27 protein-coding genes and 1 tRNA gene are annotated in these 21,421 nt (G+C 69.7%); 14 read left to right on the forward strand and 14 right to left on the reverse strand.

The features are described from left to right. On the forward strand, positions 1–256 hold a 256-nt coding region (locus tag J3S20_RS25685; protein ID WP_216839783.1), incomplete at its 5' end, for a GcrA family cell cycle regulator. Continuing rightward, positions 253–453 (forward strand): hypothetical protein, encoded by a 201-nt coding sequence (locus J3S20_RS25690; RefSeq protein WP_216839784.1) that lies wholly within the window; start codon positions 253–255, stop codon positions 451–453. The genes J3S20_RS25685 and J3S20_RS25690, both read left to right, overlap by 4 nt. Positions 454–818: 365 nt before the next feature. Here J3S20_RS25690 and J3S20_RS25695 read toward each other — a convergent pair whose 3' ends face one another. Next, a complete protein-coding gene (locus tag J3S20_RS25695) occupies positions 819–1,052 on the reverse strand; it encodes a helix-turn-helix domain-containing protein (RefSeq protein ID WP_281419623.1) in 234 nt (77 codons plus the stop codon). A 142-nt stretch (positions 1,053–1,194) separates the two neighbouring features. On the opposite strand from J3S20_RS25695, the gene J3S20_RS25700 reads away from it, so the two are divergent. Further along, positions 1,195–1,992 (forward strand): hypothetical protein, encoded by a 798-nt coding sequence (locus J3S20_RS25700; protein WP_216839786.1) that lies wholly within the window; start codon positions 1,195–1,197, stop codon positions 1,990–1,992. A 246-nt stretch (positions 1,993–2,238) separates the two neighbouring features. Continuing rightward, entirely contained in the window at positions 2,239–2,628 is a 390-nt protein-coding gene (locus J3S20_RS25705; protein WP_216839787.1) for a hypothetical protein, read from the forward strand. Between the two features lie 53 nt (positions 2,629–2,681). Here the strand turns inward: J3S20_RS25705 and J3S20_RS25710 are convergent, their stop codons facing one another. The 6 genes from J3S20_RS25710 to J3S20_RS25735 all read right to left on the reverse strand — a co-directional run bounded on the left by J3S20_RS25710 (position 2,682) and on the right by J3S20_RS25735 (position 5,743). Then, positions 2,682–2,870: a hypothetical protein gene (locus J3S20_RS25710; protein ID WP_216839788.1), complete on the reverse strand. Its 189-nt coding sequence runs from the start codon at positions 2,868–2,870 to the stop codon at positions 2,682–2,684. A 353-nt stretch (positions 2,871–3,223) separates the two neighbouring features. Further along, positions 3,224–3,718 carry a hypothetical protein gene (locus J3S20_RS25715; RefSeq protein ID WP_216839789.1) on the reverse strand — a complete coding sequence of 165 codons (495 nt, stop codon included), beginning with the start codon at positions 3,716–3,718 and terminating at the stop codon, positions 3,224–3,226. A 357-nt stretch (positions 3,719–4,075) separates the two neighbouring features. Next, a complete protein-coding gene (locus tag J3S20_RS25720) occupies positions 4,076–4,294 on the reverse strand; it encodes a hypothetical protein (RefSeq protein ID WP_216839790.1) in 219 nt (72 codons plus the stop codon). A 7-nt stretch (positions 4,295–4,301) separates the two neighbouring features. Continuing rightward, positions 4,302–4,739 (reverse strand): hypothetical protein, encoded by a 438-nt coding sequence (locus tag J3S20_RS25725; protein ID WP_216839791.1) that lies wholly within the window; start codon positions 4,737–4,739, stop codon positions 4,302–4,304. Positions 4,740–4,932: 193 nt separating this feature from the next. After that, positions 4,933–5,021, reverse strand: a tRNA-Ser gene (locus J3S20_RS25730). A gap of 92 nt (positions 5,022–5,113) precedes the next feature. Next, positions 5,114–5,743, reverse strand: coding sequence for a glutathione S-transferase family protein (locus tag J3S20_RS25735; RefSeq protein WP_216839792.1), 630 nt, complete (start codon positions 5,741–5,743; stop codon positions 5,114–5,116). A 112-nt stretch (positions 5,744–5,855) separates the two neighbouring features. On the opposite strand from J3S20_RS25735, the gene J3S20_RS25740 reads away from it, so the two are divergent. Next, entirely contained in the window at positions 5,856–6,161 is a 306-nt protein-coding gene (locus tag J3S20_RS25740) for a hypothetical protein (protein ID WP_216839793.1), read from the forward strand. On the opposite strand, the gene J3S20_RS25745 is transcribed toward J3S20_RS25740, so the two are convergent. From J3S20_RS25745 to J3S20_RS25755, 3 genes are read right to left on the reverse strand one after another with little or no spacing between them, the layout of a single operon-like run. Then, positions 6,154–7,023 (reverse strand): polysaccharide deacetylase family protein, encoded by an 870-nt coding sequence (locus J3S20_RS25745; protein WP_216839794.1) that lies wholly within the window; start codon positions 7,021–7,023, stop codon positions 6,154–6,156. The genes J3S20_RS25740 and J3S20_RS25745 overlap by 8 nt on opposite strands. An 11-nt stretch (positions 7,024–7,034) precedes the next feature. Then, positions 7,035–7,931 (reverse strand): polysaccharide deacetylase family protein, encoded by an 897-nt coding sequence (locus tag J3S20_RS25750; protein ID WP_216839795.1) that lies wholly within the window; start codon positions 7,929–7,931, stop codon positions 7,035–7,037. Further along, a complete protein-coding gene (locus J3S20_RS25755) occupies positions 7,928–9,163 on the reverse strand; it encodes a metal-dependent hydrolase family protein (protein ID WP_216839796.1) in 1,236 nt (411 codons plus the stop codon). Before J3S20_RS25755 ends, J3S20_RS25750 begins: the two co-directional genes overlap by 4 nt. Before the next feature lie 63 nt (positions 9,164–9,226). On the opposite strand from J3S20_RS25755, the gene J3S20_RS25760 reads away from it, so the two are divergent. Next, positions 9,227–9,496: a cupin domain-containing protein gene (locus tag J3S20_RS25760; protein ID WP_216839797.1), complete on the forward strand. Its 270-nt coding sequence runs from the start codon at positions 9,227–9,229 to the stop codon at positions 9,494–9,496. A 3-nt stretch (positions 9,497–9,499) separates the two neighbouring features. Here J3S20_RS25760 and J3S20_RS25765 read toward each other — a convergent pair whose 3' ends face one another. The 4 genes from J3S20_RS25765 to J3S20_RS25780 all read right to left on the reverse strand — a co-directional run bounded on the left by J3S20_RS25765 (position 9,500) and on the right by J3S20_RS25780 (position 15,388). After that, entirely contained in the window at positions 9,500–11,062 is a 1,563-nt protein-coding gene (locus J3S20_RS25765) for an acyl-CoA synthetase (RefSeq protein WP_216839798.1), read from the reverse strand. Between the two features lie 36 nt (positions 11,063–11,098). Next, complete coding sequence (locus J3S20_RS25770; protein WP_216839799.1) at positions 11,099–12,751, reverse strand: FMN-binding glutamate synthase family protein; 1,653 nt, start codon at positions 12,749–12,751, stop codon at positions 11,099–11,101. 82 nt (positions 12,752–12,833) lie between these two features. Next, positions 12,834–14,540 carry a thiamine pyrophosphate-binding protein gene (locus tag J3S20_RS25775; protein WP_246603283.1) on the reverse strand — a complete coding sequence of 569 codons (1,707 nt, stop codon included), beginning with the start codon at positions 14,538–14,540 and terminating at the stop codon, positions 12,834–12,836. Between the two features lie 26 nt (positions 14,541–14,566). Continuing rightward, positions 14,567–15,388 (reverse strand): hypothetical protein, encoded by an 822-nt coding sequence (locus tag J3S20_RS25780; RefSeq protein ID WP_246603284.1) that lies wholly within the window; start codon positions 15,386–15,388, stop codon positions 14,567–14,569. A gap of 119 nt (positions 15,389–15,507) precedes the next feature. On the opposite strand from J3S20_RS25780, the gene J3S20_RS25785 reads away from it, so the two are divergent. From J3S20_RS25785 to J3S20_RS25820, 8 genes are read left to right on the forward strand one after another with little or no spacing between them, the layout of a single operon-like run. Continuing rightward, positions 15,508–16,497 (forward strand): thiamine pyrophosphate-dependent dehydrogenase E1 component subunit alpha, encoded by a 990-nt coding sequence (locus J3S20_RS25785; protein ID WP_216839801.1) that lies wholly within the window; start codon positions 15,508–15,510, stop codon positions 16,495–16,497. A gap of 1 nt (position 16,498) precedes the next feature. After that, positions 16,499–17,473, forward strand: a complete 975-nt coding sequence (locus J3S20_RS25790) for an alpha-ketoacid dehydrogenase subunit beta (RefSeq protein WP_216839802.1) — start codon at positions 16,499–16,501, stop codon at positions 17,471–17,473. Between the two features lie 53 nt (positions 17,474–17,526). Further along, positions 17,527–18,024 (forward strand): preQ(1) synthase, encoded by a 498-nt coding sequence (gene queF, locus J3S20_RS25795; RefSeq protein WP_216839803.1) that lies wholly within the window; start codon positions 17,527–17,529, stop codon positions 18,022–18,024. Further along, a complete protein-coding gene (gene queG / locus J3S20_RS25800) occupies positions 17,996–19,042 on the forward strand; it encodes a tRNA epoxyqueuosine(34) reductase QueG (RefSeq protein ID WP_216839804.1) in 1,047 nt (348 codons plus the stop codon). The genes queF and queG overlap by 29 nt, the downstream gene beginning before the upstream one ends. Continuing rightward, entirely contained in the window at positions 19,039–19,731 is a 693-nt protein-coding gene (gene queC, locus J3S20_RS25805) for a 7-cyano-7-deazaguanine synthase QueC (protein ID WP_216839805.1), read from the forward strand. The genes queG and queC overlap by 4 nt, the downstream gene beginning before the upstream one ends. Beyond that, a complete protein-coding gene (locus J3S20_RS25810) occupies positions 19,722–20,273 on the forward strand; it encodes a VUT family protein (RefSeq protein WP_216839806.1) in 552 nt (183 codons plus the stop codon). Before queC ends, J3S20_RS25810 begins: the two co-directional genes overlap by 10 nt. Continuing rightward, positions 20,270–20,923: a type 1 glutamine amidotransferase gene (locus J3S20_RS25815; protein ID WP_216839807.1), complete on the forward strand. Its 654-nt coding sequence runs from the start codon at positions 20,270–20,272 to the stop codon at positions 20,921–20,923. The genes J3S20_RS25810 and J3S20_RS25815 overlap by 4 nt, the downstream gene beginning before the upstream one ends. Continuing rightward, the gene (locus J3S20_RS25820; protein ID WP_216839808.1) at positions 20,920–21,417 is read left to right on the forward strand and encodes a GNAT family N-acetyltransferase; all 498 of its coding nucleotides are present in this window, start codon (positions 20,920–20,922) and stop codon (positions 21,415–21,417) included. The genes J3S20_RS25815 and J3S20_RS25820 overlap by 4 nt, the downstream gene beginning before the upstream one ends. Positions 21,418–21,421: the final 4 nt, after the last annotated feature.

Raw genomic sequence — 21,421 nt, forward strand, 5'->3', positions numbered from 1 at the left:
GCCGGATGGCCCCCGCCCGCCCGTCGCCGCGCTGCGGTTCTGCGGCGAGCCTGCCACGGCAGGGCGGTCCTACTGCGGCGAGCATTACCGGCTTGCCTACCGCCGGCCTGGCGAGCCTTGGGACCGCAGCGCGCCGCCCGATGCCCCGCCCTGGCGGCGCCTCACCGTGCTGGAACGCTTCCCCATCGCGCCGCGCCCGATCTGGCCCGCTGCGCCGGCGCGCCGGCCCTGTATCCTCACGCAGATGGCCGCATGAGCGACCCGATCCAGGCTGACCGCGATGCACTGGCGAGGCAATGGCGGCAGGACGAGGCGCGCCGCCGCGCCATCGTGGCCGGCGCCCGGGATTGGGAGCAGGCCGCGCAGCTGCTGCACGCGGCCGGCGAGATGACCGACACCACCCTGGCCGGGCTGAACCTGCAGCCGATGAAGGCCAGGAAGGCGAAGGCTTAGATCAGGCCGCGCTTGGCTTCCGCAGCGACACCACCGGGCCGCCTTCCCGATAGCCCGCTGCTTCGGCGCAGATCAGCGGCATTGGATGCCGCGATGATCCCGGACGGCCGAGCATCGCAAAGCGACCGCTTCGCCTAATTCGCGGACGTGGAACACGCGGAAAGCTTCTTGGTTGGAGCAAGTCGCGTGGATCGTGCGGTCTGGAAGGCGGCGAGCTTCGACCACGGTCGGGCAAATGCCCCGAGCGAAGTTCCTGTGGATGACTTCCTGAGCTACCGCACGAGGATTGCCATACGGAGCTGGCCCGACCGTCTGCGCCGTGGCGGAAGATGTCGCCAGCAGCATGGCGGCAAGTGTCGCGCGGTTCATTGCTGCCGCTTCCGCAGCCGGACGCCAGCACCGCCTCCATTCTCCGCAATGAACTCCACCCCGGCAGCCTCCAACGCGGTGCGGATGGCGGCGAGGGTGGAGGCGTTGGCAGGTTGATCCGCCTCAATTCGGGTGACGGTGGCGGGCGAAACTTTCGCCGCCGCGGCGACATCGCGAACGCCCATCTTCAGCGCCGCCCGAGCCATCCGTAATTGTGTTCCTGTTATCATGCGAGCACCCCGTTGACAGCGCGAGGCGCCGGCACCTATGTTGGCACCACGTTATCGTATCAGCGCGATGACGGCAACGGCCGAGGCGTGCGGGTGGTGCCGCGCGCCCCGGCCTAACCATGAACGCGAAGGACCCACGCCCATGGCTGATGCCGAGGCTACACTGGCGCCACCTGCCAGGAGAAGATTTCTGACCACCACCGCCGCGGCCGGGCTGGCGCTGGTGGTTGCACGGGGGGCTGCTGCCCATCCCGCGCCGGCGCCAGTCCCGGATGCCGATGCCTCGCTGCTGGCGCTGGCGAACCGCTGGCGCGCAGATGGCGCCCCGGGCGAGGATGCGGCGATCCTGGCGGCGCTCGCCCGCACCCGGGAAGCCGAGGCCGAGTATTCCAGCGCCGTCGCCGCCGACGACGACGCGGCACAGGCCGCCGCCGCCGAGCGGCTGGAACAGGCGATTGCCGACATGGCCGAGCTGCAGGCCGAGGGGCTGCGCGGGATCGCGCTCAAGGCGACCCGCCTCTGCCGCAGCCTGGCCGAAGGGGGCGAGGGCGGCACGGTGATCAGCTACGCCGATGCACCGCTAGCCCGCAGCCTGGCCGCCGATCTGGCACGCCTGGAGCCGGTGGTCATCACCGGCGCGGCGCCTTCGCATGCGCGCGTGAACCCCGATGCCGAGCTGGTGCGCCTGTGTGCCACCTATCAGGCGGCCGTCGATGCCTACAATGCGGATAGCGGCAAGCTGGAAGCCGTGGATGACCCGCTGTGGCACCGGGTGCAGGAGCTCGAAGCCAAGATCGACGGCATCCAGCCCGCGGGCCTGGCCGGCGTCATGGCGAAGGCGCGCATCGCCCATGTGCGAGCCAAGGCTGGTGAGAGCGAGCCCTGGGCGACCGATGTGCTCAACGACATGATGCGCCTCTTCGGGCATGCCGCGGCCTGACCGGCATCACCAGCACTACGACCAGCCCCGGCCGGGAAACCGCGCCGGGGTTTTTCATGCCGCACGCAGCACGACCAAGGGTTATGCTTAGCCGCAGCACCTTGGAGAAAGCGGCGCCATGTGGGCAGCGATCCGTGAAGCCTACTGCATCGGCGTCGGCATATTCGGCGTGCCCTGGTTGATGACCCGCGAGCCAGCCTCGGACGCTTTGGGCCTCGTCCTTTGGCTGGCCGTGGGGGTATCGGCGTGGCTATTCGCAGCTATCGGCGCGAGGACCTACATCGTCTCGGCCCGGTCCGCGCGACGGTGAATACCGGCACCCACACCCGGTTGGCGGTCCTCGTCCTGGCAATGGCTGCGAACGCGGCACAGGCAGACGAAGCCTGGCGGCCGGACGCCCGGCTTGCCGGCGAGGCGGCCGGGCGACTGATTGCATGCGGGGCTCACCCGGAGCGGATGTTCAGTTTCTGGCGCGCGACTGTGAACCCTCTGGAGTTTCGCGTACCCGATCAGCGGGACGCCATCGCCGCCGAGTTCCTCACCTCGATGATGATCGGCATGCAGGCCCGCATTCCGCCGCGCGAATGCACGCGAATGCTCGGCATCCTCCACCAGCGGCTCGGCCCAGCGCCTTGAGGCCGGCGCGGTCGCCTCCGCCGAGTGTCCCCGGCGGAGGTGTGGGGCGGAGGCTACAAGCTTTCGTAGACCTCGACCGCTCCGGAGACGAAGCTCTCCAGCCAGCCGCCTTCGATGGCCGCTTCGTCGGGCAAATTCGGCCCGTTAAGATCGCTCCAAGACGCGAGCAGTGTCTCGTTCAAAGCGACGGCCGCAACATCGGCGCTGGCGGACCCGCTCCCGCGCTCGGCAGGCTTCTTCATCTCGGCGGTGCGCTGGCGGGGGATGCCGATCTCAAGAATGGTGGCAGGAGAAGTGCCCAAGGCGCGGGCACTTACCGAGCGGCCTCGCTGCTGCGTCGCGACCTTGCCCCGCGCCGAGTGGCGTAGCTGCGGAGAGGAAACCACTCGCTTCGCTTTGCGTGCTCCGATAGCCTTCCGTGACGAAACCGGGAGCCTCAGATGGCCAAAGACCCTGATCGCCCGCCGCCGCCGCGCCCAACGGAGCAGCGCAAGCCGGAGACGAACTGGCCCGCCCCCATGACGGAACCGACACCGCCACCAAGGCCAACGGAACGTCGTTGGCCGGCGCCCCCGCCAGAGCCGAAAGCAGAAGATTAGCTGGCGAGCGCGACGAGCGCGAAAGCGACTGCGGCGATGATAGGCGTAACGGCGAAGTAGCTATAGGCCCACCGAAGGCTGCGCGAGGCTGTTGCCAACCGGTCGCTGTTGCTGTCGATGCCTGCACCAAGGCCATCGGTGACCCATCTGAGCAGGACGGCTTCGGCCATGGCGGCGCCAGGCTCCAGGTCGGCCGGCTTGTTCCCGGGCACATCCCAGCTGCCAGGCAACAGTACCTGCAGCGCGGCTACGATGCTCGCAACCAAGCCAGCGAGGAACACAGCAGCGCCAATGCCGAGCGCCATCGAGGTTGTCAGGGTCAGCAGCGCCGCAATGGCCGCCGCCACGCCGGCCATTGCCCATCCTATCAGGGCGCCGGCTCGCGTCTCGACCGCCGCCAAGGCGGTGGCCTGCGACTGAAGGCGTATCTCCGCCTGACGCAGAGCTTCCTTCGCGAAGATCAATTGCTGATTGGGCACTTCATCAGCCATGCGCACCTCCCATCCTGGAAGCCTACACGTCCGCCGCCCGCTCCGCCTGGCGCGCCAGCGCTGCCACCGCCTCTGGGATCGCCGTGCACCCCATCACCCGGGCCCGCACCAGCCGCTGATCCTGCCGCGTCACGCGCGCCCAGGCGGCCGAGCTTGCCCCCAGCAGCTCCAGGCTGCCGTCAATTCCTCGTCGGTCACATCGGCGCCCGGCCGTGCAGGAAGCCCACGCCGGTGCCGACCTCGTCCGCCAGTGCCGCCGCAGCGCCGGTGACAATAGCGAATACCTTCCACGGTTCCCACCGACACAGGTGTCCTTCACCCTGCCCACCCTCTGCCCCACTTCTCATATCGCCTCAATTATCCGCTTTGTGGCACCAGCCATCCTTCCATCGGCGGTTCCCCACAGCGCGAGCACCAAAGCTCGCGCCGCAGCCCGAGCAGATGCAGGCGCTCGCCGCGCCCCACCAGCGCCACCAGGTCCTTCCGGGCCAGCGTGCGCACCCGACAGGCGCAGGGCAGCCGCACCGCCTCGTCGCGCGCCAGGAAGGCCACCGTGTAGGCCGGCGCGATACCCACCCGCCGGTCAGCCGCTGCCGGTGCGGTAGGGCGAAACCGGGCGCCGCAGGATCACATAGCCGCTTGCAAGCATCTGCTGCACCAGCTGGTCCGCGGCGAGCTGCGCCGTGTATTCGTGCCCCGTGCGCCGTGCCTTTCCGCGCCCATTGAACCGCATCGCGAAGGCCAGGCTGTCCGCGACCTCCTCGGGCGTCACCGGCCGCAGGGCCTGACCGTCATGCTCGACAGTGGGCTCCTCCGGCATCTGCGCCCCGGCCTCGCGCAGAAGGTCCACCACCGCCGCGTCAATGACCGTGACGGGTAGCGCCGGCCGCATCCCCCGACCCAGGCCACGGGCCTCTGCAGCCGCCTCCGCCAGGCTCCGGTTGCGGGTGCCAATGGCGCTGGTGACCACATCCCGCATCCGGCGGAGCACTTCGGGATCAAGCGGGCTGGCGGCATCCATGCCCGAAGCATGTTCTATTTCTGTTCACGCCACAAGACGGCAGAGGGCTCGACGCCACCTTCACAGGCCGGCGAGCCGCACCTGATGACGAGCGCAGGGCTCAGGCCAGCGGTAGCGGCGGGCTGTTGAGGGGATGATAGAGGGGACGCCCCCACCGGGGGCGCCCATCTCATTGAACTCTATCAGAAGACGGAGGAGGGGAAGGGATTCGAACCCTCGATAGGGTTTTACCCCTATAACGGTTTAGCAAACCGTCGCCTTCAGCCACTCGGCCACCCCTCCGCAAGGGTGTTGAAGTTGCACGACGTATGCCGGGCGTTCTTAGCGGGGCGGGACCGGGGGGGCAAGCGGCCCCAACCCGGTTCCGCCATGGATCAGGAGAGCGCGATCTCCATGCCGCGCTGCACCGCCGGCCGGGCCATCATGCGCTCGTACCAGGCGGCCACGTTCGACAGGTCGTCGAAGGGGACCTGGTGCCGCTCATGCCGCCAGGCCCAGCCCAGAATGGCGAAATCGGCGATGCTGGGCTCGCCTTCGGTCGCGACGTATTCCCGGCCGGCCAGGCGGCGGTCCAGAACGCCATACAGGCGCTTGGTCTCGGCGTGGTAGCGGCTGAAACCGTAGTCGCGGGCCGGGCCCTCCGGCTGCATCAGGAAGTGGTGCACCTGGCCGGGCATGGGGCCGAAGCCGCCCATCTGCCACATCAGCCATTCGGTGACCGCGACCTTGCCGCGGGTGTCCTTTGGCAGGAATTTCCCGGTCTTTTCCGCCAGATACAGCAGGATGGCGCCGGATTCGAAGACGCTGATCGGCTGCCCGCCCGGCCCATCCGGGTCGATGATCGCGGGGATGCGATTGTTGGGCGAAATCTTGAGGAAGGCGGGCTCGAACTGCTCGTTCTTGGAGATGTTCACCGTGTGGACGGCATAGGGCAGCCCCATCTCCTCCAGCGCGACGGAGATCTTGCGGCCGTTCGGGGTGTTCCAGGTGTAGAGGTCGATCATGCGAGGCGTCTCCTTGCTGGAAGCTTTGATCCCATGCTGCCGCGCGGGCGAAAAGGCCCAGCGAGGTGACATACGCCGTGCTTGACCGGGACGCTCGGGGTTTGCGACTCTGATGGCCGTGCAGCACCTCGCCCCTGTCGGCGCGCCTTCCTCGGGCGGCCGAGACGACGACACGCTCTGGGCGGTGATCGCCACCGCCGGGCGGCTGTCCCGCGTTGCCAATGTCTACCGCAACCGGATGGCGGCGCTGGAGGACCGGGCCTGGCGGGCGCAGCAGGTCTCCGCCTATGAGGATTTCTTGCGAAGGTCAAAGCAGCCGGTGCCGCATTACTCGGTGGCACCGATCCGGCGGGCGGATCTGCCGAAGGCCTGGAGCCCGCTGCCGGCGCTGGGGTTTTTGCGGGGCCAGTTTATTTGAGGGCGGCGCGGGCCTGCGCGGCCAGGGCGCCGGCGGTCGCGATATGCAGCTCCGTCCTGCGGGAAAGGTCGGCCAGCACCTCTCTCAGGTAACGCACCCGATGCGGCGCGCCGAGCATCCAGGGGTGGATGCCGATTCCCAGCACCCGCCCGCCGCGCGGTTCCGCCAGCAGCCGGTCCATCGCCTCCGCCACCAGTTCCGGCCAGCGGGTCACCGGCACCCGGCGCAGCCACAGGGTCTGCACATCATCCCATTCGCCGGGCGGCGGCAGGGCCAGCAGGCCGGAGGCGTGCAGGTAGGGCTCCTCGTCATTGGCCCAGTCCAGGCCATAGTCGAAGCCCGCCTCGGCCACCAGTCGCGTGGTGGCGGCGGTGGCGCCGTGGTCCTGGCCGAGCCAGCCCGTGGCGCCGGGCCATAGTTTCGTCAGTTCATCCCGCACGAAGCCGATTTGCGCCGCCTCCTCCACTTCGCTCATGCGGCTGGTGGTCATGCGGCTGGCGGAGATGCCATGCGCCACGGGCTCGTAGCCCCGATCCCGATAGGCCGCGACCAGCTCCGGATGGCGCTGGGCCGCCAGAAGGTTCACGGCGACGCTGGCGGGCAGTTGCAGCGCGTCCAGCAGCGCCAGGATGCGCCAGGCGCCGATGCGGTTGCCGTAGTCGCGCTGGGTGTAGGTGGTCCAGTCCGGATTGCCGCTGAAGAAGGCGCCGCGAAAGCGCGGGTCGCGATGCGTGCCGCCGGGAGGCTGGATCTCGGTGTGTTCGAGATGCATCAGCAGATAGACCGCCACGCGCTTGCCGCCGGGCCAGCGGAAATCCGGCCGCGTGGGCTGCGCGCTGAAAGGGTGGATCGCGTGATCCATGCCGCGCCGGATCATGCGCCCAACGCCGCGTCGTGGTGATGTTCCAGATACCAGTCGGCCATCTCGGCGCCGGTCGTGAACCACACCCCCTCATGCCGCCGGATATGCCCGAGCAGCGCGTCGAGGAAGCGGATGCGGTGCGGGCGGCCCATGATGTAGGGGTGCAGCGCGATGCACATGACCCGCGGCTGGGTCGCACCTTCCGCATACAAAGTCTCGAACATGTCGATTCCGGCGCGCAGGAAGTCGGCCCCCTCCGCCGCGCCGGCGCCGATCATCACCGCGTCATTCAGGTCCATCGTATAGGGGATGGAGCAGAGCCGGCCGCGGCGCACGCGGATCGGCGTCGGCTGGTCGTCGTGATAGAAGTCGCAGAGGTAGGAGATGCCGGCTTCCGCCACCAGGTCCGGCGTGACCAGCGTGTTGGACGCCGCCGGGGAGAACCAGCCGCGAAGCTGCTTGCCCGTCAGGCGTTTCCAGGCGGCGACGCTGGCCTCGATCTCGGCGCGTTCCGCATCTTCGGGCAGGTTCCAGTGGTAGCGCGTGTTGAACAGGCCGTGGCTGAACACGTCCCAATCGCGCTTGAGCATCCCGTCCAGGATCTCGGGGAACATGTCGCCCACGCTCATGGAGAAGGAGACGCTGCCGCGGATGCCATGCGCATCCAGGCACTCCATCATCCGCCAGACGCCGGCGCGATTGCCGTAGTCCTTGAGCGAATAGGACAGCACGTCCGGATGCGGCGTGCGCGGCCAGGGGTCGCGCGGGCTGCCCTGCTGGGCGGGCAGGAATTCGTAGTGCTCGATATTCGGACAGACCCAGACCGCCAGCCGCGCGCTTCCCGGCCATGTCAGCCTGGCGCGGCGCGGCAGCGGCGCATGCGGGTAGCGGTCCTCGGCCGGGATCACGCCGCAAGCTGGTCCTTGATGAAGCGCCCGCCCTGCATGATCACGGACAGGTGCTTCCCCTGGCCCGTGAGGAGGGAAAGGTCCTTCAGCGGATCGCCCTCCACCACCACCAGGTCGCCGAAGGCGCCGGGCTCCACGATGCCGATCTGGCCTTCCATGCGCAGCAGCTTGGCGGCGTGGACCGTGGTGGAGCGGATCACCTCCATCGCCGGCAGCACGCGGCCGCGGATGACGAATTCGTCCGACTGGTGGCGGTGCATCTCGGCCAACAAATCGCTGCCATAGGCCATGGTCAGGCCGGCGCGCTGCATCTTCTCCAGGCTCGCGAGGCCCGCCAGCCGCACCGTGTCGATCTTCGCCACGCTTTCCGGGCCGAGGCCGTAGCTCGCGCCCTCGTTCTTCAGCGCCTCATAGGTCACCAGCGTCGGGCAGGCGATGGCGCCGGCCTTGGCGGCCTTGCGGGCGGTGGCTTCCTCGATGAGGTTGCAATGCTCCAGGCTGCGCACGCCGGCGTCGACGGCGCGGCTGATCGCCTCGTCGGTGTAGAGATGGGCGGCGACATAGGTCTGCGCCATCTGCGCCTCCTCCACCGCCGCGCGCATCTCGTCCATGGAATAGCCGAGGAAGGCGATGGGGTCGGTGGGGGAAGCCACGCCGCCATTGGCCATGATCTTGATGTAGTCGGCGCCGGCCTTGATTTCCTCCCGGCAGGCGCGGCGCACCGCGTCCACGCCATCGGCGATGCGGCCAAGGCAGCCGAGGCGCTGTTCCAGATAGGCCATGTCGCGCGAATCGTAGCGGCCGCGGCCGTCGCTATGCCCGCCCGTCGAGGAAATGGCTTTGCCGCAGAGCACCATGCGCGGCCCCTCGAAACCGCCCTCCTCCCAGGCCACGCGCAGCCCCTGCGTCGCGCCGCCGAGGTCACGGATGGTGGTGAAGCCGCGCATCAGCATGGCGTTCATGATGCGCGCGGACCGGAAGGCGATCACCGCATCCGGCAGCAGCGCGTTCAGCCCGAAATTCACCGTGGTCGAGATCACATGCACATGCGCGTCGATCAGCCCCGGCATCAGCGTGCGGCCGGCCAGGTTCACGGTGCGGGCGGCGGTGGCGCTGATCGGCTTGTCCGAGACCTCCTTGATCCGCCCGTCCTCCACCAGGACATGGCCCTCAATCCCGCCATCGACTCGGCCGTCGAGGATGCGGGCATGGGTGAAGAGGGTGGCGGTCATGGGTCACTCCGGTCGATACTGGGCGCAAGGCTAGACCGGTTTGGACCAGCGGGGGAGACGGGGATGGAGCGCGCGGCATTCGAGGCGGGGTTGGCGCGGGACGGGTTCCTGGAGACGGTGGAACGCGACCTCGCGCCCTCCGAGGCGACGCCGGAGCACCGCCACCCTTTCGACGCCCGGCTGCTGATCCTCTCCGGCAGCCTGGTGCTGGCCCAGGGCGAGGCCCGGCACAGCTACGGCCCCGGCGAGGTCTTCGACGTACCGCGGGACGCGCCGCATGCGGAAATCGCGGGACCGGAGGGCGCCAGCTACCTGGCCGGGCGCCGGCGCTAACCTCTAGAACCCGATCCCCTCCTCCGCCAGCTTGGCGCGGATCAGCGCCTTCGGCACCTTGCCGTAGCCCGATTTCGGCAGCGCATCCCATTGCACGATGCGCAGCGGCTGCTTGTAGCGGGCCAGGCGCGGGGCGAGGTGGGCCAGAAGCGCCGCCTCCTCCACCTCCATCCCCTCATGGCAGACGATGCAGGCGATGCCGGCCTCGCCCCATTTGGGATGCGGCATGCCGACCACCGCAGCCTCCGCCACCGCGGGATGGGTCAGCAGAGCCTCCTCCGCCTCCCGCGGATACACGTTCGATCCGCCGGAGATGTACATGTCCGACGCCCGGCCGGTGATGAAGAGGAAGCCCCGCGCATCGAGCATGCCGAGGTCGCCGGTATGGAACCAGCCGCCGGCGAAGGCCTTCGCATTGGCCTCCACATTCTCGAAATAGCCGGCGAAGACGGCGGGGCCGCGCACACAGATCTCGCCGATCTCGCCGGGCGGCAGGCGGGCGCCGCGCTCGTCGAAAATGGCGATATCCATGCCGGTGCGCGCCACGCCGCAGCTGCCGGCATTTTCGGGCGTGTGCTGGTCCGGGCGCAGCACGGTGATGTTGCCGGTGACCTCGCCGAGGCCGAAATACTGCACCAGGCAGGGGCCCAGCTTTGCCAAGGCCTCCTGCTGGTCCGCGTCGTACATCGGCGCGCCGGCATAAATCACATGGCGCAGGCTGGTGTGGTCGTGCGCATCCACGGCCGGGTGGCGCACCAGCGCGGTCAGGATGGTCGGAACGGTGAACATGTTGGAGACGCGGTGGCGCTCCACCAGCGCCCAGGCCTCGGCCGGGTCCAGCTTCTCGGCCCCCAGCAGCACCGTGGCGGCGCCGCGCGCCACCTGGCCGAGCTGGTGGATGCCGGCGCCATGCGACAGCGGCGCCACCACCAGCGAGGCATCGCGCTCGGTCGTGCCCGGCACCAGGTCCGCCAGGTGGTTGGTCACCACGAAGCCCATCTGCCCATGCGTCAGCACCGCCGCCTTGGGCCGGCCGGTGGTGCCGGAGGTGTAGAAGAACCAGCAGGGATCGCCGGCCTCCACCTCCGCCTCATGGTCCGGGGCGGGCGGCGTGGCGGCGGCGAGCAGCGCCTCGTAGTCCAGTTCGCCTGGCCCGGCATCGCCCACGGCGATGACCTGCCGCAGATGCGGGTTTTCGGCGCGCACCGCCGCCGCATGGGCACCGAAACCGGCATCCCGCAGCATCACCTTGGCGCGGGAGGAGGCCCCGAGATAGGCGACCTCGGCCGGCGTCAGCCGATAATTGGTCGGCACCCAGACCGCGCCGATCTTGAAACTCGCAAAAAGGCTTTCGAACATCGCGTTGGTGTTCTTCGAATGCACCAGCACCCGGTCGCCCTTGGCCACGCCCAGGCTGCGCAGCGCCTGGCCCAGCCGGTCCACCCGCGCATCCAGCTCGGCGAAGGTCCAGCTGCGGTCGCGCCAAACCAGGGCCGGGCGATCGGGGATGCGGCGCGCGGTCTGGGTCAGCAGCCGCCCGAGATTCATCGCCGTCGCCACGCGCATGCCCCACTCCCTCCGACTCTTGCCGGAGGATAGGGCTCAATCGGCCGCGACCTCCAGCACCCGGACGCGCGGCGCGAAGCTCTGGGCATCCGCCATCGCCCAGGCGTCCCGGAAGCGGGCATCCTGGGTGCCGCGCAGCAGCTCGCCCGGCGCCAGTTCGGGAAAGAGCTCGGCCAGGCTCTGCACCTGCCGGGCGGAGATGCGGCGGAAGAAGTGGTGCGGGCGCAGCTGGCCGGGGTGGTCCAGCCCCGCGGCCGCCACCAGCTCGCCCAGCGCCTCCAGCGTCGCCGCATGGAATTGCGCCACGCGCTGCGCCTTGTCCGACACCACCAGGGCACGCGACCGTGTCGGGTCCTGTGTCGCCACGCCCGTCGGGCAGCGATCGGTGTGGCAGGACAGCGACTGGATGCAGCCGAGGGCGAACATGAAGCCGCGCGCCGCATTGCACCAGTCGGCGCCCAAGGCCATGGCGCGGGCGATGTCGAAGGCGCTGGCGATCTTGCCGCTGGCGCCGATGCGGATGCGGTCACGCAGGCCGATGCCGATCAGGGCGTTGTGCACAAAGTTCAGCCCCTCGCGCATCGGCATGCCGACATGGTCCATGAATTCCAGCGGCGCGGCGCCGGTGCCGCCTTCCGCGCCATCCACCACGATGAAGTCGGGCGTGATGCCGGTCTCCAGCATCGCCTTGCAGATCGCCAGGAACTCCCAGCGATGGCCGATGCAGAGCTTGAAGCCGGCGGGCTTGCCGCCCGACAGGCGGCGCATCTCGGCGACGAAGCGCAGCAGCTCCACCGGCGTGGAAAAGGCGCTGTGGGCGGAGGGGGAGAGGCAGTCCTCCCCCATCGCCACGCCGCGCGTGGCCGCGATCTCGGCGCTGACCTTGGCCGCCGGCAGCACGCCGCCATGGCCGGGCTTGGCGCCCTGGCTCAGCTTCAGCTCCACCATCCGCACCGGCGGCGATGCGGCATTCGTCGCGAAGCGATCGGGGTCGAAGCGCCCCTCGGCATCGCGCGCGGAAAAATAGCCGGAGCCGATTTCCCAGATCAGGTCGCCGCCAGCCTCCAGGTGATAGGGGCTGAGCCCGCCCTCCCCCGTATCATGCGCGAAGCCGCCGGCCTTGGCGCCCCGGTTCAGCGCGCGGATGGCATTGGCGGAAAGCGAGCCGAAGCTCATGGCGGAGATATTGAACAGCGAGGCACTGTAGGGCTGCGCGCAATCCGGCCCGCCGATGGTCACCCGCGCCGCGGCGCGCGAAACCGGGCGCGGCGCCATGGAATGCTGCAGCCATTCGTAGCCGTCCTCATAGACATCGTACTGCGTGCCGAAGGGCCGTTTGTCGAGCTGGCCCTTGGCGCGCTGGTAGACCACGGCGCGCTTGTCGCGGGAGAAGGGCGTGCCGTGCTTCTCATCCTCGAAGAAGTACTGGCGCATCTCCGGCCGGATCTCCTCCATCAGGAAGCGGAGATGCGCGGCGATGGGGTAGCTGCGCAGGATGGCATGGGTGGGGTCGAAAAGGTCCCGGAAGCCCAGCGCCGAAAGCCCACCGGCCAGCAGCAGCAGCGGCAGCAGCCAGGGCCAGGCGCCTGGCGCCAGCAGCAGGCCCAGCACGATGGACAGCGTCGCCAGCACCACCAGGGTCAGCAGGATGTAGCGGGGTGACAGGATCAGGACGCGGTTGCGCAGCATGGGGGCCTCCGAGGTCTGCCAGTCTATTCGGCAGACCTCGCGAAACTGTTACGATAGGCGCGTGACGTCTTGGCGAATCCTGTCAGACGGGCCGGTCGCCCTTGTTCACTTTCAGCGTCCGGTTGTCCGCCGCCGGCAGCATCTTGGCGGGGTCGCGCGTCACGACGATGTCGAGCACCGTCGGGGTATCGGTGTTCTCCAGCCCGGCCTGGATGGCGGCCGAGAGCTTCTCAGGGTCCTCCACGCGGATGCCCTGGCAGCCCATGGCATTGGCGATGTTCGCGTAATTCATCTCGACGAGGTCGCTGGACTGGTAGCTGCCGGGGCCGAAGACCGCGTGCTGCAGCGCCTTCACATAGCCCGACGCCGCATTGTTGAAGATGCAGGCGACGATGGGGGCGCCGACGCGGCGCGCCGTCTCGAGGTCGCCCATCGACATGTTGAAGCCGCCGTCGCCGGTCAGCGAAACCACGCGCCGCCCCTTCCCCACCCCGATCTGCGCCCCGATGCCGCCCGGCACGCCATAGCCGATGGAAGCAAAGCCGCGATCCGCCACGAAGCCGCGCCCGGCCCGCTTGGTGTCGAAGAGCAGCCCGCCCCAATGGCCCGCAAAACCGCCATCGGCGACCAGCACGGCATCGGCCGGCAGGATCCTGTTCAGCTCGCCCATGAGGCGGCCGACATTGATCGGCGATTCCACCGATTCCAGCCGGTCTTTGGCCGATTCCAGCCAGGCTGCCATCCGCTTCGGCACCTCCGCGCACCAGTCCGCGCGACCGCCCTTGCGCGGGCCGAGCTCGGCCAGAAGGTCCTCGAGGCCACAGCGCGCATCGCCCACCAGCGCGACGTCCTGCCGCGTGGTGCGGCCGATTTCCTCAGCCACGATATCCAGGTGGATCAGCGGCACGCCGCTGGGCATCAGCGAGAAGCGCTTGGTCGCGATCTCGCCCAGCTTGCAGCCGACGACGAGCAAACAGTCGCTCATGCCGATCAGGTCGTTGGCGATGCGGGAATAGCGGCCGAAGACGCCGGCCGAGAGGGCATGGTTGCAGCCGATGGCGCCCTTGCCGGACATGGTATGCGCGACGGGGATGCCCTGCGCCTCCGCCAGCGCCAGCAGGGCGTCATGAGCCTCGCTGATATGCACGCCGCCGCCGGCCAGGATCAGCGGGCGCTCCGCCTTGGCGAGCAGCGCCGCGGCGCGCGCCAGGTCGTCCCGCGCCGGGCGGGACCTTCGGGCCTGGGCGCGCAGCGTGCCCGGGTCGAACCAGAAGTCGCCGGCGTCGAAGTCATGCTCGCCATGCGCCACATCCTCCGGCACCGCGATCAGCACCGGGCCGGGCCGGCCGCTGGTGGCGACGGCGAAGGCGCGGCGGATGTGTTCGGGGATGCGGGAGATGACCTCGACGCGGATCGCCTCCTTCACCAGGGGGCGCAGCACGTCGAATTGCCGCGCCTCCTGCGTCATGTTCTTCCAGGCGTGCTGGCGATTGGCGTCACCGATGATGGCGACCATCGGCATGCCGGCGTTGAAGGCCTCGGCCAGCCCCGTGGCGAGATTCGTCGCGCCCGGCCCGAGCGTGCCGTCCACCAGCCCCGGCCGGTTGGTCACCCTTGCATAGGCGTCCGCCGCAAAGGCGCCGCAACGCTCGTCGTTGATCAGGTAGTGCTGCACGCCGAGCACGCGGCAAGCCTCGTAGAAGGGCAGCAGCTGGAACCCGCCCATGCCGAACATCGGCCCCGGCTCATGCAGCTTCAGCATCTCGGCGAGCGCGGCGCCGCCGCTCATGCGGCGTGTGGCATTGGCTGACATAGTCAAACACTCTCCAGGATCTTGGCGACGAAGTCGCGGGTCGAAAGGCCGATGCAGCCGCCGCGCGCCTCCGCGGGCGCATTCAGGGCGGAGATGTAGCCATCCTCCCAGCTGCTGGTCGCATCGCCGATGCGGGCCGAGAAGGCGGAGACGGTGGCGGCGGCGATGCCGCGCGCGGCCAGCGCCGGCAGGCGCGACAGGCCGGCGCGATCGGCGCCGATGCCGGCATCGTTGTAGATGGCGGCCAGCACATCGGCCTTCACCGCACTGCCCGGCTTGCCGCCGAGCAGCCCGCCATGGGACCCGGTGACCACCACCTGCCCGGCATCCTCCGGCCCGACCAGCCCGTTCGAATCCAGCGCGATCACCCGCACCGGCCCGTCCTCGGCGATCACCCGCCGGGCCTCCTCCATCTGGCCCGGCGCCTCGGCGGGGGGCAGCCTGGCGGCCAGCAGGCGGTCCAGCGCCTCCGCCACCGGCATGCCATCGGCCAGGCCGAGCGCCGCGGCGGGGGCATTCACGGTGGAAAGCCGGCCACGGGCCAGCATATCGGCGCCATCACCGATGCGGGCCGTCTCATGCGCCACGGCGGCGGCGGGGACGAAGCGGGATTCCAGCCAGAACAGCCCGCCCACGCCGGCCCTTTCGCGGCCGATGCCGGCATCATGCAGCACCAGGCCGGCGACGCCGCGCCGCGCCGCGTACCAGGCCGCATAGATCCCGCCATGGCTGCCGCAGCAGACCACCCGGCCCCGCGCCGCGTCGTCCAGCTGCGTCACGCTGTCCCGCACCAGGGGCCCCGCGCCCGACATCGCCTCCGACATGGATTGCTCCCCATGGGATTGTCCCCCATGGCTTGATTCCTTCGCCCGCTGCCGCATGCTCCGCAAGCCCCCCGCCCGCGCGGACCAGAAAAGGGGGGCGGGGAAACGGGGACAGGCGGATGACGAGGACCGGCGACAATCGCGCGCGGCTGATCGCGCTCTATACCACCATGTGCCGCATCCGCGCCTTCGAGGAGACCGCGCTGGCCGCCCACAAGGCCGGCGAGATCCCGGGGCCGCTGCATGTCTCCATCGGCCAGGAAGCGGTGGCCGCCGGCATCTGCCTGAACCTGCGGCGCGACGACCGCATTACCTCGAACCACCGCGGCCATGGCCATGCTTTGGCCAAGGGCGCGGGTGTCTCGGGCATGATGGAGGAGCTGTTCGGCCGCGCCGGCGGGCATTGCCGCGGCAAGGGCGGGTCCATGCATATCGCGGATTTCAGCGTCGGCATGCTGGGCGCGAATGGCGTGGTGGCGGGCGGCATTCCCATCGCGGTGGGCGCGGCGCAGGGGCTGAAGATGATGGGGTCCGACGCCATCGTCGCCTGCTTCTTCGGCGATGGCGCGATCAACCGCGGGCCCTTCCTGGAAGGGCTGAACTGGGCGGCGCTGTATCGCCTGCCGGTGCTTTTTGTCTGTGAGGACAATGGCGTGGCCGCCTTCACCGCGACCGCCAGCGTCACCGCCGGGCCGGGCGTCGCGGCGCGGGCCGAATCACTCGGCGTGCCCTGCCTCAGCGTGGATGGGAACAATGCGGCGGCGGTGGATGCCGCGGCCTCTCGCCTGGTGGCGGAAATTCGCGGCGGCGGCGGGCCGCAGCTGCTGCATGCCACCACCTATCGCATCACCGGCCATACCAGCAGCGACCCCGCCGCCTGGCGCGACCCGACGGATGTGGAAGCCGCGCGGGCGGCGGAGCCGATCGGCCGGCTGCGCGCGCGGTTGGCGGAGGAGGGTGTCTCGCTCGCCGAGCTCGACGCGCTTCTCGGCGATGCGCAGGCCGAAATGTCGGCCGCCCGCGCGGCCGCGCTGACCGCGCCCTGGCCGGACCCGGCCGTCGCCTGGGAAGACGTGCAGGATTCGGGCGCCGTGCAGGGAGCCGCTTGAGATGGCCGAGATCACCCTGGTGGAAGCCGCCCGCCGCGCCGCGCAGCAGGAAATGCGCCGCGACCCCAGCATCTGGGTGCTGGGCGAGGATGTCGCCCGAGGCGGCCTGTTCGGCCAGTATCGCGGCTTCCTGGAGGAATTCGGCGAGGGGCGAATCGTCTCCACCCCGATCAGCGAAAGCGTGATCATGGGCGCGGGCCTCGGCGCCGCACTGGTCGGCACGCGGCCGATCATCGAGATGCGGATCTTCGACTTCGTCATGTGCGCGATGGACGAGCTGGTGAACCAGGTCGCCAAGGTGCGCTACATGTTCGGCGGCCAGGCGCGCCCGGCGGTGGTGATCCGCATGCCGCACGGCATCTGGCGCAATTCGGCCGCCCAGCATTCGCAGATGCTGGAGAGCTGGTTCACGCATATCCCCGGCCTGGTGGTGGTGGTGCCCTCCACCCCCGCGGATACCGCCGGCCTGCTGGTCAGCGCGCTGCGCAGCGACGATCCGGTGCTGTTCTTCGACCCCAAGAACCTGTTTCCCCTGACCGGGGAGGTGCCGGAGGTGATCGCGCCGATCCCCTTCGGCCAGGCGCGCCGGTCGCGCATGGGCGATGATCTCACCATCGTCACCTGGTCCGCCATCGTGCCGCAGGTGGAGGAGGCGGCCGCCACCCTGGCCGCACGCGGGATCTCGGCCGATCTCCTGGACCTGCGCACCCTCTGGCCCTGGGACGAGGAGGCGGTGGTCGCCTCCGTCGCCCGCACGGGCCGGCTGCTGGTGGTGCATGAGGCGGTGACCACCGGCGGCTTCGGGGCGGAGGTGGTGTCCCGGGTGATCGAGCGGCTGGGGCCGGCGGCGCTGAAGGCGGTGGCGCGCCTCGGCCAGCCGCGGGTCCCGGTGCCCTTCGCGCCGCCGCTGGAGGATGCGCTGAAGGTGGATGCGGCCAAGGTGGTGGCGGCGGCGGAGGCGCTGGTTCGGGCCTAGCAGCCCCCGCGCCTCGCACCTGGGACGCCCGGCTGCTATAGCGCCGGCCAGACATGGCCAGCGGAACCCAGGCGGTGACCACACCCTCCATCTCGACCGATACCAGCGGGCTGACCCTGCTCGGGCGGCAGGCCGGCGCGCCCGACGATCCGGATGCGGCGGTGCTGGAGCGGGTGCCCAACCCGCATCCCGGCACGCGCTACTGCGTGCGCTTCACGGCGCCGGAATTCACCTCGCTCTGTCCCATGACCGGCCAGCCGGACTTCGCGCATCTGGTGATCGACTATGTCCCTCGCGACTGGCTGGTGGAGAGCAAGTCGCTGAAGCTGTACCTGACGGCCTTCCGCAACCACGGCGCCTTCCATGAATCCTGCACCGTGGGAATCGCCAAGCGGCTGATCGACGAGCTGGCGCCGGAATGGCTGCGGATCGGTGGCTACTGGTACCCGCGCGGCGGCATCCCGATCGACGTCTTTTTCCAAAGCGGCGAGGCCCCTCCCGGCGTCTGGATCCCCGCGCAGGATGTACCCGGATACCGTGGCCGCGGCTGACGACATCCGGGCGGAGGCGCTGCGCCTCGGCTTCGACGCGGTCGGCTTCACCCGCGCCCATCTGGCGCCCGAGGCGCGGGAGCGGCTCGGCCGCTTCCTGGCGGAGGGTCTGCATGGCGACATGGGCTGGATGGAAACCCGCGCGGAGCAGCGATCCCACCCCCAGGCGCTGTGGCCGGAGGCGGTCAGCGTGATCTCGCTCGGCCTCAACTACGGGCCGGAACGCGACCCGATGGAAAGCCTCGCCTGGCGCGACCGCGGCACCATCAGCGTCTATGCCCGCAACCGGGACTACCACGACATCGTCAAGAAGCGGCTGAAGGCGCTCGGCCAGTTCATGGCCCAGCGCTTCAAGCACCAGCCGCTGAAGGTCTTTGTGGATACCGCGCCGGTGATGGAGAAGCCGCTGGCGCAGCAGGCGGGGCTGGGCTGGCAGGGCAAGCACACCAACCTGGTTTCCCGCAGCCACGGCTCCTGGCTGTTCCTCGGCGAGATTTTCACCACGCTCGACCTGGCGCCGGATTCTCCCGAGTGGGACCATTGCGGGTCCTGCCGCGCCTGCCTGGACATCTGTCCCACAAGTGCCTTCCCGGCGCCCTACCGGCTGGATGCGCGGCGCTGCATTTCCTACCTCACCATCGAGCATCGCGGGCCGATCCCGGAGGATCTGCGCCCGCTGATGGGCAACCGCATCTACGGCTGCGACGACTGCCTCGCCGTCTGCCCCTGGAACAAATTTTCCCGAGTTCACGCCGAGCCGGGCTTCCTGCCGCGCGCGGAGCTGAATGCGCCGCGGCTGGCGGAACTGGCCGCGCTGGATGATGCGGCGTTCCGGGAAAAATTCAGCGGCAGCCCGATCAAGCGCATCGGCCGCGACCGCTTCGTCCGCAATGTGCTGGTCGCCATCGGCAACTCCGACGACGCGGCGTTGCATCCTGTGGCCCAAAAGCTGTGCGAGGATGCGGATGACACCGTGGCGGATTGCGCCCGCTGGGCAATACAGAGGCTTGCTGCATGAGGGATGATTCCGCGCTGGTGCTGTTCAGCGGCGGGCAGGACAGCGCCACCTGCCTGGCCTGGGCACTCGATCGCTTCGGCCATGTCGAGACGCTCGGCTTCGACTACGGCCAGCGCCATGTGATCGAGCTGCAGACCCGCCAGGCGATGCGCGATGCGCTGTGCCGCGACGCCGGCTGGGCGGCCAAACTCGGCGAGGACCATGTGCTGGACCTGCGCGCGCTGGGCGGCATCAGCGACACCTCCCTCACCCGCGATGTCGCCATCGAGATGGAAACCGGCGGCCTGCCCAATACCTTCGTGCCCGGCCGCAACCTGATCTTCCTGACATTCGCCGCTGCGCTGTCCTACCGGCGCGGCATCAAGAACATCGTCACGGGCGTCTGCGAGACCGACTATTCCGGCTATCCCGATTGCCGCGACGACACCATCAAGGCGCTGCAGGTCGCCATCAACCTGGGCATGGAGCGGCGCTTCGTGCTGCACACGCCGCTGATGTGGCGCGACAAGGCGGCGACCTGGGAACTGGCCGAGCAACTCGGCGGCCCGACGCTGGTGGAGGCCATCCGGACCGTGACGCATTCCTGCTACCTCGGCGACCGCACGCCGCATGAATGGGGTGCCGGCTGCGGCACCTGTCCCGCCTGCGAATTGCGCGCGGCGGGTTGGAGAAAATACCGATGCAACTGACCCTTCGGCAGCAGGGCTTTTTGTTTCTTGCCGGCTTCGCCTTGTGCATTCCCGCCGCCAATTGGCTGATCGGCAATGTCGGCACATTCTGCGTGCCGAATGGCCCCTGCCTGATCCCGGTGGCGCCGGGCATCATGGCACCCTCGGGCGTGCTGATGATCGGCCTCGGGCTGGTGCTGCGGGACCTGGTGCAGCGGCGGCTCGGCGTCGGCTGGGCTTTTGGGGCCATCCTGGCCGGCACGGCGCTTTCCGCGCTGCTGGCGCCGCCCTCGCTGGTGCTGGCCTCCGCCGTCGCCTTCCTGATCTCGGAAATGGCGGACCTCGCCGTCTATACGCCGCTGCAGCGGCGCGGGCTGGTGCGGGCGGTGCTGGCGAGCAGCCTGGTGGGGCTGGTGATCGACAGCGCCTTCTTCCTGTTCCTCGCCTTCGGCAACCTGGACCTGCTGCCGGGCCAGGTGCTGGGCAAGCTGTGGATGGTGCTGGCGGCGCTGCCGCTGGTGCATTGGCTGAGGCGCCGCGACACGGCGATGGGCCTCGCATGAAGATCCTCCTCATCCGCAATTCCGAGACCGCGCCGGAAGGCGCCTTCGGCGAGTGGCTCGCCGCCCAGGGCCATGCGCTGGAGGTGGTGCGCGGCGAGGATGTGACGCACGAGCAGATGCAGGCGGCGGAGCTGGTGGTGATGTTCGGCTCCCCCCGCGCCGTCTATCAAACGGAAATCCCCTGGATCGCCGCCCAGCGTCCCATGGTCGCGGCGCGGCTGGCGGCCCGCAAACCCACCATCGGCATCTGCTTCGGCGCGCAGATGATGGCGGCGGCCGCCGGCGGCGAGGTCATGCGCAATCCGGACGGCACCTTCTACCGCGGCTGGCGCGGCATCGATGAGACGGCGGAGCCCGCCTTCGCCGGCCCCTGGCCGCGCTGGCATGGCGATGTCATCACCCCGCCGCCAGAGGCCGAGGTGATCGCCCGCGATGCCGGCACCGTGCAGGCCTTCCGGCTGCCCAAGGCCATCGCCGTGCAATTCCACCCGGAGGCGACGCCCGACATCATGCAGAACTGGGCCAGCCTGTCGCCGCCCGGCGCGGTGGACGAAGCGGCCCTGACCGAGGACAACGCCCGCCTCTTCCCGGCCCGGACCGAGGCGCGGGAGGCGCTCTTCGCCGCGCTGCTACGGGAAGCCGGCGTGTGATCCCGGTTCTGGAGACGCCGCGCCTGCGGCTGCGGCCGCATGTCGCGGCGGATTTCCCGGCGCTGGCCGCAATCTGGGCCAATCCGGAGGTGACCCGCCATATCGGCCGCCCCTCCACGGCGGAGGAAAGCTGGGCCCGGATGCTGCGCTATGCCGGGCTCTGGCCGCTCTGTGGCTTCGGCTATTGGGCGGTGGAGGATCGCGCGACCGGCGCCTATCTGGGCGATGTCGGCTTCGCCGATTTCCACCGGGCGCTCGACCCGCCGATGGACCTGCCCGAAATCGGCTGGGTGCTCGCCCCCCAGGCCCATGGCCGCGGCGTGGCGACGGAGGCCGCCGGCGCCGCGCTCGCCTGGCTCGCCCGCCCCTGCTTCTGCATCATCGCCCCGGCCAATGCCGGGTCGCTGCGCGTCGCGGCCAAGCTCGGATTCCGGGAGCAGGGCCTGGCCGCCTATCGCGACGACCAGGTGATGGTGCTGGTGCGGGAGGGCTGAGCCC

The sequence above is a fragment of the Falsiroseomonas tokyonensis genome, from assembly GCF_019024325.1.
Taxonomy (GTDB): Bacteria; Pseudomonadota; Alphaproteobacteria; order Acetobacterales; family Acetobacteraceae; genus Falsiroseomonas; species Falsiroseomonas tokyonensis.